Below are 11167 nucleotides of genomic sequence, written 5' to 3' on the forward strand. Positions count from 1 at the left end.
GTTGAACTTGGCGGCCGTGCCGGTGCCGTTCGTGCTTCCGCTGGATCCCACCGTCCCTGCGAGGGTGGTGACGACGCCGGTCGAAAGGACGATCTTGCGGATGGTGTGGTTGAAGGTATCCGCCACGTAGAGGTTGCCCGAGCCGTCCGCTACGACTGCGGACGGATTCTTGAACTTGGCGGCCGTGCCCGTGCCATCCGTGCTACCAAGTGATTCGGCCGTACCCGCCAGGGTGGCGACGATCAAAGGTTGGCTGATGCTCATGGTGCCGGCGGAGGTGAGGGTGCCGGGGGTGACGGCGATCGCTGAAGCCGTCGCCTGTCCATCGAAGGTGCGATCGATGAGCTTGACGGGCAAGTTGGCCAGCGTGGGCCGATCGTCCTTGGTGATCGCCAGGTCCACGTAGGATCCCGCGTCGGTGGCACTGATGAGGTTGCCGGTGCCGGCGTCGCCGTAGGCGTAGGCCCGCACGCGGTAGGTGGTGTCGTAGTTGAGGTTGGAGAAGGTGACAGGAGCGCTGAGGCTGGCCTGGGGCAGGTCGAGCATGAGCTGCGAGCCGCCGGTACCCAGGATCGCCTGCTCGGATCCGCTCACCACCTTGAAGAGCTTGACCTGGAGGTGGTTGATGTCCGCCTGGGCGTAGGCGTTGACCACCGTCTGGGTGCGGTAGCCTCCGCTCTGAACGGTGGGCTGCAAGGAGAGGGTGGCGCTGCCGCTCGGTGTGGTGGGGCCGGCCACCAGGGCGCAGCCCGCCAAGAGGAGCAGTCCCGAGAGGGGGACGTGGCGAAGGAGTTTCATCTGTTCGTTCCTCATGGTCTGCTACGGGACGATCTTGCGGATGGTGTTGTTGCTGTAATCTCCCACGTAGAGGTTTCCCGAGGAATCCGCTGCGATCCCGTAGGGAGTGTCGAACTTGGCGGCCGAGCCGGTGCCGTCCGTGCTTCCGCTGGATCCGACCGTTCCCGCGAGGGTGGTGACCGCTCCGGTCGAGATCACGATCTTGCGGAGAGTGTGGCTGGCTAGATCGGTAACGAAAAGGTTGCCCGTGCCATCCAGCGCTAGTCCTTTCGGAGAGTTGAACTTGGCGGCCGTGCCGGTGCCGTTCGTGCTTCCGCTGGATCCTGCCGTCCCCGCGAGGGTGGTGACGACCCCGGTCGAGATCACGATCTTACGGATGGTGTGGTTGTACGTATCCGCCACGTAGAGGGTGCCCGAGCCGTCCGCTGTGACCGCGGCCGGATTCTTGAAGGTTGCGGCCGTGCCGGTGCCGTCGGTGCTTCCGTAGGACCCTAACGTCCCCGCGAGGGTGGTGACGACCCCGGTCGAGAGGACGATCTTACGGATGGAGCTGTTGGTAGAATCCGCCACGTAGAGGTTGCCCGTGCCATCCGCCGCCAATCCTAGCGGATTGAAGAACCTGGCGGCTGAGCCGGTGCCGTTGGTGCTTCCGGCGGACCCGGCCGCTCCCGCGAGGGTGGTGACGACGCCGCTCGAGAGGACGATCTTGCGGATGGTTTGGTTGTTAGAATCCGCCACGTAGAGGTTGCCCGTGCCATCCGCCGCCAATCCTCGCGGAGAGGAGAACGTGGCGGCCGTGCCGGTGCCATCGGTGCTTCCGTTGACTCCGGCCGTCCCCGCGAGGGTGGTGACCTCTCCGGTCGAGAGGACGATCTTGCGGATGGTATGGTTGTTAGAATCCGCCACGTAGAGGTTGCCCGAGCCGTCCGCTGTGACCCCGCACGGATTGTTGAACCTGGCGGCCGTGCCTGTGTCATCCGTGGTGCCAGAGGTGCCCGCCGTACCCGCCAGGGTGGTGGTTGTCGCCTCCGGGCTAGGAATCGCGAGGGTCAAGGTGACGGGGGGCGGGGCGTCGTCGTTGGTCACGACCACGTCCGCCGAGGCGGTGGCGAGCACCGAGGCGCTCGCGTCGAGGGCTTCGGCCTTGACCCGATAGGTGGAGTTGGCTTGCAGGTTGGAGAGCGTCACGGTGTCGGGGTGCAGGCCGGCGGAGGTCGTGGCCGCGCTGCCGGCAAGCTCCACGTCGACCCCGTCCACGACCGTGAAGACGTCGGTGGTCACCACGTTCAGGCGGGAGGTCGCGCCCGTGGCAGCCAGCCTCACGGTGGTGGAGCCCGAAAAGGCCCGGTCCACCAGCTTGATGGGCAGCGCGCCCAGGGTGGGGCGATCCTCGTTGCCGACCGCAAGCTCCGCGTAGGATCCGGAATCGTTGCTGGAGATGAGCGTGCCCTGGCTGTCATAGGCCCGGGCGTAGAACCGGTAGGTGACATTCGGTTGGAGGTTGTCCAGCACGATGGGCTTGGTCACGTTGATCGAAGGCGAGGACTGGGTCACCCGCAGCATGGCGGCGGGATCCGCCGAGTCGGTGGCGGTCCCGGTGCTGGCCGACAGCGGCCAGAAGGTGCCAGGCGTCGTCTGGACGTAGGGCACCACGTCCAGGCGATTGATGCTCGAGGCCGTGTAGGCGTTGATGACGGCTTGGAGCCCGCGCGCCGGGGTGACGCTCGGCTGCAGGACCACCCGGGCGTGAGCCACCCTGGCTTGCCCGACGACTCCCACCTGGGCGGAGGGCGGGTTCAGCCCGGCGCAGCCCACGAGGGCGAGGCTGAGGGCGCAGCTCAGGATCCGGTTTCTGTAGTGTCGCAAGGGGCTCTCCTCTACTGGATGGTCTCGGTGCCGTTGTCGACCAGATCACCGCCGGTGACGACGATGTTCGAGGCCGTGGCCTGGCCGTCGAAGGTCTTGTCGATCAGCTGGATGGGGATGTTCGTGACAACGGGGCGATCGTCCCTGGCCACCGCCACGTCGATCGAGGAGCTCGCGTCCTTGCTGATGAGGTCGCCCGCCGCCGTGCCCGCGGCCTTGTAGGCGTAACCGCGGATCCGATAGGTGGTGTCGTGGCGCAGGCCGCCGAAGGCCACGGCGTCGGCGAGGCTGGCGCTCCCGATGTCCTTCTGGAGGGGGTTGCCCTGGCCGTCCTTGGCTGGAGTCTCGGTGCCGCCGCTGACGGTGAAGAGCTTGAGGACCAGGTGATCGACGTCCGAGCTGCCGAAGGGGTTCACCACGCTCTGGATGCTCAGCCCGCCGGTCGAGATCCGAGGGGTCACCTGGATCTCGGCCTTCCCGCCGCCCACCGACGAGGCGGCGTTCAGGACCGTGAGCTTGGGCAAGCTGCCGATCGGCATGTACACGCAACCGACGGCCAGGAAGGGAACGAGTGCACCCCAGCACCAATTCGACAGCTTCATCAACGAACCCCTTTTCAAGTGGATACGGCGTCTTGGACCAACTCGATGCCGCGCCTCTCGGTTCGGAGCCCAGAGAGGTCGCCGATACGTAGGCGCGGACAGCACGATCGTGACAACCTGGGCCCCTGTGAAGCAACGCAGCTAGCCGTCGAGTTGCTGTCGGATGGCCGACAAGAGGGGCGCGGCTATCCTACTTCCTCCGTCAGGTCGACCGAGCTATGATGGACGGTGATGAACCGACTTGTTGAGGATCTCGGATGATGGGCGATCGCCTCGAAATCGCGCTCGTCGAGGACGAGCAGCTGCTGCGCGGGCTGCTCGAGAGCACGCTGTCCCGGGTCCCCGGCATGGTCGTGACCGCGACGTTCGGCACCGCCGAAGAAGCCCTGGCCGGGATCGGGACGTGTCCGCCCGACGTGGTGCTCTGCGACATCGACCTGGGCCCCGGGATGGACGGCATCGCGCTGGCCAAGGAGCTCCGCAAGCGGTGGCCCGAGCTTTCGATCGCCATCCTTTCGAACCATGCGGACCTGGCCTACGTGGAAGCGCTGCGCCGACCGCTCGGCAAGAGCTGGGCCTACATGCTCAAGAAGTCGGCGCTCTCGGTCGACTCCCTGGAGCGCTGCATCCGGAGCGTGGCCGCCGGCCTGGTCGTGCTGGATCCCGAGATCATCGCCTCCGCCCAGGCCCATCTCGCCAAGCCGCAGCTGACCGGTCGCTCCGCCGAGCTGCTCTCCTACATCGCCCAGGGCTACAGCAACGCGGCGATCGCGAACAAGTGCGCCCTCACGGAGCGATCGGTCGAACGCCTGATAAGCCAGATCTACCTCGACCTCGGCATCGAGGTCGGAAACACGGCCTTCAACCCCCGGGTCCTGGCGACGCTGGCGTTCCTCGGCGAGAGGCCCCGGTAGGCGGCCTGGACGAGGCCTTCCTTGAACTGCCTGGCTCGGATGCGTATGATGCCTAGGTGAGCGAGCGCCATGACTTGTTACGAGCGCCTGGACCGGCAATCCCCTCCGCTCGGCTATTCATCCTTCTAGCGGTTGTCCTCGCCCTCATGGCGGGCCAGTTCGTGGATTGGGCCTATGGCCGCTTCCAGGAGCCCGCCGACGAGGCGCGGATCTTCGCGATCTGGGCCGGCCTCACCCTCGTGGCGAATCTGACGGGGTTCGCCAGCGCACCCGTCGCGCGCTGGCTGTGCGATCGCTTTTCGGCCCTTCGGAGCGGAGCGGCCGCCTGGCTCACCCTGTACGGGGTCTTCGGGCTCTCGCTGGCCGCGCTCATGGGGGGCCGGTCCGTGGCGGGCCACCTCTGGCTCCCCGAGGTCTTCCACCTCAAGGCGGCCACGGTGGCGGCCCTCAACGGCTTCATGATCACCATGATCCTCTTCGCCGTGGCCGAGCGGAGCGCCGCGGGGGACCGCGACTCGCTCGACCACAAGGCCCGGCTGCTGCGCCTCTCGGAGGAGCTGACGCGCTCCAAGGCCCAGCTGGTCGCCGAGGACGACCGGATGCGGGCGGAGGTCGCGCGGATGCTGCATGGCGAGCTCCAGACCCTCCTGCTCTTGAGCTGGGCTGAACTGGGCGAGGGCATGGCGCAACGTGAGAACGACCGCTCGGCATACGAGAGCAAGTTGGGACAGGTCGAGCAACGACTTGGGCGGGCTGCCGAGGTCCTCGACTCGGGGCTTGCCGGGTGGCTGGGCTCCATCGAGGATGCCGGCGACCTTTTCGTCGCACTGGAGCACCTGGTGGCGTCCTTCGCCCCGATCCTGCATGTGAGGCTGGAGCTGGACCCCCGCCTGAAGGAGTCAGGGGCGGCGCTGCCGCCCGCAGCGACGCGAGCGGCCCTTCGCCTGGTGCAGGAGGCGCTGCTCAACGCCCTCAAGCATGCCCGAGCCCGGGAGGTGCGCGTCGTAGGGGAGCCCGGCCCGCAAGGCGGGATCGCCTTGCGGGTGACGGACGATGGGCGCGGGCTCGGTGCTGCCCGCATGCGGCGGGGGCTCGGCTTCTCGGTCCTGGGCAAGGAGCTGGAGGCCCACGGCGGCACCTGGGACGTGAGCTCGGCGCCCGGCAGGGGGACGAGCTTGCAGGTCAGCTTGCCTATCGCAAGGGCCGGAGCATGACCCGAGGCCCCTCCCTGCCACGGCTCAAAGGCCCTTTCTTGCCGATCCTGCTGGTGGTCGCGCTGAACCGGGCATCCGTGCTGGCGTCGTTCGCCCCGGCGGATCGCCTCGGCTCCCACCACCCGCAACTCGTCTTCGCTGGCACGCTTTTGAGCTTCGTGATCGGGACCCTCGCCTGGCCGGCGCTCGCTCCTTTCGCCGAGCGCTTGCGCCGGCCGCGCCTGCGCAACTGGGGGGTGTTCTGGGGGGCGTTCATCCTGAGCACCTGGATCGCCAGCGTGCTCCTCGGTCGCTTGCTCCACGTGCTGTTCGGGGCCGGCTTCGCCCTTCCGCGGCTCTGGCTCGTGCCCATGTTCGTCATCCTGGTTTGCCTGGCCTTCTGCGAGATGATCCAGGCGCACGCCGACCGGGTTACCGAGGCGCGCCGGCTGATCGACCGCATCCTGACCACCCACGAGATGGTGCGCTGGGCCAAGGAGGCCGAGGGCCAGAAGTTGAGGAAGCTCCTCGTCTCCCGCGTCGAGGGGGAACTGTGCGAGCTGAGGCAAGAGGTGGCCGCCCTGCGCGATCCCGCGCGGGACGAAGCGGCAGGTTTGATCGCGCTGCGCGAGCGCATCGACACCCTGCGCGAGACGGATCTGCGCGAGGCGAGCCACCTCTTGCACCCCCATGTGCCCAAGGCCGGCCTCGCGCCCGCCCTGGCCTTCCTGGCGCGGCGGGTCGGCGGTCGGCTGGCCATCACGGTCGATCTCGCCGACGCGGTCCAGGAAGCCGTGGGCATGCTGCCGGCTCCGGTCTGCCACGCCGCGTACTGTCTGGCCGAGGCTTCATTGGAGCGGGCCGCCGACGCTTGCGGGGCGACTTCTGCCACGGTAAGCGTCGGCGCCGGACCTGAGGGTCAGCTGTTGCTGGCGATCGACCATGACTGCTGTGGCTGCTTCGATGACGTCGCCGATAGCCGCTTCGACCTGGCCGCGGCGCGGCTGGAACTCGCGGGCGGCGCGGTATGCGAGGAGAGGGCGGGCGCTCGCGAGCGTATCGCCATGACGCTTCCGCTGACGCATGGTGATTCCCTTTCGGACGTACCTGCGCTTGCTGTCTAGGGTTCAAAGATCGCGGACGGCTGTCAAGCAGCAAGCAAGGGAAAGGCGGATCACGCCTGGGAGGCGGGCGCGATCGCTTCTCGTTTCCCCGGGCCGTGGCAAGATAACCCCATCACCCATACACCCTTCTCTGAGCCCCTCGGCCCGCCGACCGCACACCGGCGGGCCGAGGTCGTTCTTGTTGACATGCTGCCGTGGACAGATGGGCAGGCAAGGGTTTAAGCTTCATGTCGAACATATGTTCAATAATTCGAGGCCTTCGACATGCACGACATCGTCCACCTGCAGACCCACTCCGTCTACTCCTTTCGCCAGAGCACCCTCACCATCCCCGACCTGGTCGCCGAGGCGGCGGCGCGGGGCCACGAGGCGATTTCCCTGACCGACACGGACGGCCTCTACGGCCTCGTGCCCTTTGTCCGGGCGGCACGCGAGGCGGGAGTGCGGCCGATCATCGGCGCCGAGCTCTCCCTGCGACTGGACGAGAGCGCGAGCCCTCACCCGCTGCGGGCGACGCTCCTGGTCCGCGACGAGGCGGGCTTCAAGAACCTGTCGCGCCTCGTCTCCCGCTTTCAGCTCGACGGGGGCAAGGGGCTCTCGCCCGAGGAGCTGGCGAGCCATGCCTCAGGGCTGACGCTGCTCAGCGGGGGCGAGCGTGGCGCGCTGCCGCGCCTCCTCTCGGAGGGGCGCCGCGAGACGGCCGAGGCGCTCCTGCGAACCTGGCGCGGGGCCTTCGGAGCCGAGCACTGCTTCGTGCAGCTCGGCCCCTGGTGGCCGGCGCCGCCCCTGCTGCGGCTCGCCGAGGCCTGCGGCGCGAAGGTGGTGGCCGCTCACGAGGCTTCCTACATGCGCCCCGAGGATGAGTGGACCTGGCAGCTGCTGAGGCGGGGCCACGGCCTGGGACGCCTGGCGCCCGGCCCTCGCCATCTCGCAGCCGACGAGGAGCTGCGGTGCGCCTGGCGCGAGGTTCCCGAGGCGCTGGCCAGTACCCGGGCGATCGCCGAGACCTGCACCTACGCGCCCGTCTTCGGGGCGTACCGTCTGCCCGACTTCCCGGGCCGTTCACCTGGCGAGACGAGCGAGGCCATGCTCCGCCGCCTCTGCGCCGAGGGCCTCGAGCGCCGCTACGCGGCCTCGGCCTATCGCGCCGACGCGCGGCGGCGAATGGACGAGGAGCTCGCGGTCATCGTGGCGATGGGCTTCGCGGATTACTTCCTCGTGGCGTGGGATCTGGTGCGCTTCGCCAGGGCGGTGGGCATTCCCCACGTCCCGCGCGGAAGCGCCGCGGGCAGCCTGGTCCTGTACCTCCTGGGGGTGTCGCAGATCTGCCCGCTGGAGCACTACCTGTGCTTCGAGCGCTTCCTGAACCCCGAGCGCAAGAGCCTGCCCGACATCGACCTGGACTTCGACTGGCGGCGGCGCGACGAGGTGGTGGACTACTGCTTCCGGACCTACGGCGAGGCGCACGTGGCGCGCATCGCCACCCACCAGCACCACGGCGCGCGCGGGGCCGTTCGGCTCGCGGGGGCGGCCCTCGGCATCGAGCAGGGCGTCATCGACGACGTGGCGCGGCGCATGCCGGGGTGGTTCGGCTCGGGCGACATCGCGGGGGCGGTTTCCAGGGCTCCCGAGTGCCGGGGGCTACCGATCGATCGCGAGCCCTACAAGGGGCTGCTCGAGACGGCCCGCGCCTTCGAGGGCATCCCCGATCACCTGGGCCTGCACCCCTGCGGCGTGGTGATCAGCCGGGACGTCCTGACGGACGTGGTGCCGCTGGAGCTTTCGGCCAAGGGCCCCGTCGTGACCCAGTACGAGATGAACGGGGTCGAGGCCGTCGGCCTGCTCAAGATGGACCTGCTCGGCAACCGCAACCTCGCCATCCTCGACGACGCCGTGGCCCTGGTCAACTCGCGCTACGGCCTCGGCCTCGTGCCCGACGGGCTGCCCCTGGACGACCCGCAGGCCTTCGAGCTGCTGCGCAGCGGGCGCACCTTCGGGATCTACCAGCTCGAGAGCAGCGGGGTCCAGGGGCTCTTGCGCCAGTTCCAGCCGACGGAGCTCGAGGACGTCACCGCCATCACCAGCCTCTACCGTCCCGGCCCCATCGACGGGGGGATCACGCCCCGCTACGTGGCGCGGCGCCACGGCCGCGAGCCGGTCGCCTTCCCCGACCCGTGCCTCTCCGAGGTCCTGGCGCATACCTACGGCTGCATTCTCTACCAGGAGCAGTGCCTCCAGGTCACGCACGTCTTCGCCGGGCTGAGCATGGGCCAGTGCGACAACCTGCGAAGGGGGATCGCCAAGCGCATCCGCCCCGAGATCGCGCGCCTCAGGGACGCCTTCTTCGAGGGGGCCGCTCGCCTGGGGCGCGACCCGGCCCGGACCGAGGAGGTGTGGGAGCTCCTGAGCAGCTTCGGGGGCTACGGCTTCGTGAAGGCGCACGCCGCCTCGTGCGCGGCGCTGGCCATCCGCGAGGCCTACGTCAAGGTGCGCTGGCCCGTCGAGTACCTGAGCGCGGTCCTCTCGGCCGGCTTCGGCTACTACCCGCCGCGGGTCTACATCGAGGACGCCCGGGCCTTCGGCGCCACCATCGCCCTGCCGTGCGTGAACCGCTCCGCAGAGGGCTACGAGGTCGAGGACGGCGGCATTCTGCGGGTGGGGCTCTCGGCCATCAAGGGGCTGGGGCCTGCGGGGATCGAGGCGATCTTGCAGGCGCGCCGGGACGGCCCCTTCGCGCACCTGGGGGACCTGCGGCGCCGGACGGGGCTTGCGCGTCCCGAGCTGGAGACCCTGATCGTGGTCGGGGCCTGCGATGTCTTCGGGCTCAGCCGCCCGGGCCTGCTGTGGCAGCTGGTGATGCTCTCGAGCGCCAAGACGGCGCCCAGCGTCCCGGCGCAGGGGATGCTGTTCGCCTTGCCCGAGGTGCTTCCCGAGCCGCCCGGGGTGCTCGCCGAGTACCCGCCGCGCCGGCGCCAGGCCATCGAGCGGGAGCGTCTCGGCTACACCGTGACCGTGAGGCAGCTGCCCCGCGTGGTCGGGTGCGTCTCGTTCCAGGAGGCCAGGGCACTGCCGCTCAAGGCCAAGGTCAGCGTCGTGGCGGAGACCGTCTCGCGCTTCGGTCACCGCACCAAGAAGGGGGAGAAGATGTGCTTCTTGACCCTCTCGGACGGGGCGGGCCAGATGCAGGGGGTCGTCTTCCCCGAGGCCTACAAGCGCTTCTCGCTGGAGCTGCGCAGGGGGGCTGCGGTGTTCTCGGGAACCCTCGGCGACGAGGACGGCGAGCCCATCCTGGTGGTGACCCACGTGGAGGCGCTGGGCGCCAGGGAGGCCGGATGAAGCGCCGATCGATCCTGCACGTGGACATGGACGCGTTCTTCGCGGCGATCGCCCAGCGCGACTACCCCCAGTACCAGGGCAAGCCGGTGATCATCGGGGGGCACTCGATCAAGCGCGGGGTGGTCGCGAGCGCGAGCTACGAGGCGCGGGCCTTCGGGGTGTACTCGGCCATGCCGCTCTACAAGGCCTACGAGCTGTGTCCTCACGCAGTGCGCCTGCCCGTCGAGATGGACAAGTACCGGGAGGTGAACGCCCAGCTCCAGGCCATCTGGGAGCGCTTCTCGCCGGTGGTCGAGCCGCTCTCCTTCGACGAGGCCTACCTGGACATGACGGGGACCGAGGCCTTGCTCGGGCCGGTCGAGCAGGTGAGTCACGCCCTGCGAAAGGCCATCAAGGCCGAGACGGGGCTGAGCGCGTCGGTGGGAGGCGGGACGTCCAAGCTCCTGGCCAAGGTGGCCTCCAAGGCCGCCAAGCCCGCCGGGGTGTGCCTGATCCGGCCGGGCGACGAGGAGGCGTGGCTGCACCCGCGCGACGTGAGCGTGATCCCGGGGGTCGGCGAGCGGACCAAAGAGCGGCTCTACGCGCTGGGGATCAAGACGGTCGGCCAGCTCGCCCAGGTCGGGGAGGCCTTCTTGAAGGCGCACTTCGGCGCGCAGGGGAGCGACCTGGGGCTGATCGCGCGGGGGCTGGACCCGCGCCCGGTGACGCCCGGCGGGGCTCCCAAGAGCATGGGGGGCGAGGAGACCTTCGATGTCGACAGCGATGATCCGGTCTTTTTGCGCCGGATGATCCTCAAGATCGCCTGCGAGCTGGGCTACCGGATGCGCAAGCACGGGCTCACGGCCGCGACGGTGACGGCCAAGGTGCGCTACGCCAAGACCTTCGAGACCGTCGAGCGCAGCACGACCCTGCCGGTCGGGACCGACGAGGACGACGCGGTGTACGACACGGCCTGGAAGCTGGCCACCAGCGCGTGGGACGCTCGGCGCCCGCTGCGGCTCATCGGGGCGAGCGTCTCGAACTTCCGGCCAAATGCGCAACTTACGCTCTTCACGTCGCCTGCGGCCAAGGGGATAGGAGCCTCTCGTGACCCTGATGCGCTTTACCGCGTGATGGATGGAATGCGCGATCGCTTTGGCCCTGCGGCCTTGCGGCGTGGGGCGCTAATTGAGTGATCTTCTTCACCTCGCGACAGAAGGGATTTCCGCTGCCTGCTGACTGGCCAAGCGATGGATAGTTGGCTCACGCTTCGATGATGTCACAGGCAACGGGTATTCATCATGAACTGTGACAGGATACTCTCATCAACCCCATATCACCTCACTGAGTTGAAG

At 68.6% G+C, this 11167-nt stretch carries 8 protein-coding genes; 5 read left to right on the top strand and 3 right to left on the bottom strand.

Translation table 11 applies throughout. The features are described 5' to 3' along the window. The 3 genes from V6D00_11700 to V6D00_11710 all read right to left on the bottom strand — a co-directional run. A partial coding sequence (locus tag V6D00_11700; protein HEY9899838.1) for a hypothetical protein occupies positions 1-798 on the bottom strand: 798 nt, incomplete at its 3' end. Between the two features lie 21 nt (positions 799-819). Beyond that, positions 820-2664, bottom strand: coding sequence for an NHL repeat-containing protein (locus V6D00_11705; GenBank protein HEY9899839.1), 1845 nt, complete (start codon positions 2662-2664; stop codon positions 820-822). Between the two features lie 11 nt (positions 2665-2675). Beyond that, positions 2676-3266, bottom strand: coding sequence for a hypothetical protein (locus V6D00_11710; GenBank protein ID HEY9899840.1), 591 nt, complete (start codon positions 3264-3266; stop codon positions 2676-2678). Between the two features lie 260 nt (positions 3267-3526). On the opposite strand from V6D00_11710, the gene V6D00_11715 reads away from it, so the two are divergent. The 5 genes from V6D00_11715 to dinB all read left to right on the top strand — a co-directional run bounded on the left by V6D00_11715 (position 3527) and on the right by dinB (position 11008). Then, complete coding sequence (locus V6D00_11715; GenBank protein HEY9899841.1) at positions 3527-4180, top strand: response regulator transcription factor; 654 nt, start codon at positions 3527-3529, stop codon at positions 4178-4180. 146 nt (positions 4181-4326) lie between these two features. Beyond that, a complete protein-coding gene (locus tag V6D00_11720; protein HEY9899842.1) occupies positions 4327-5394 on the top strand; it encodes an ATP-binding protein in 1068 nt (355 codons plus the stop codon). A gap of 38 nt (positions 5395-5432) precedes the next feature. Next, on the top strand, positions 5433-6497 hold the full coding sequence (locus V6D00_11725; protein ID HEY9899843.1) for a hypothetical protein: 1065 nt from the start codon (positions 5433-5435) through the stop codon (positions 6495-6497). Between the two features lie 264 nt (positions 6498-6761). Continuing rightward, positions 6762-9833: a DNA polymerase III subunit alpha gene (locus V6D00_11730; protein ID HEY9899844.1), complete on the top strand. Its 3072-nt coding sequence runs from the start codon at positions 6762-6764 to the stop codon at positions 9831-9833. Further along, positions 9830-11008: a DNA polymerase IV gene (dinB, locus tag V6D00_11735; protein HEY9899845.1), complete on the top strand. Its 1179-nt coding sequence runs from the start codon at positions 9830-9832 to the stop codon at positions 11006-11008. Before V6D00_11730 ends, dinB begins: the two co-directional genes overlap by 4 nt. Positions 11009-11167 lie beyond the last annotated feature (159 nt).

The sequence above is a fragment of the Pantanalinema sp. genome, from assembly GCA_036704125.1.
Taxonomy (GTDB): Bacteria; Cyanobacteriota; Sericytochromatia; order S15B-MN24; family UBA4093; genus JAGIBK01.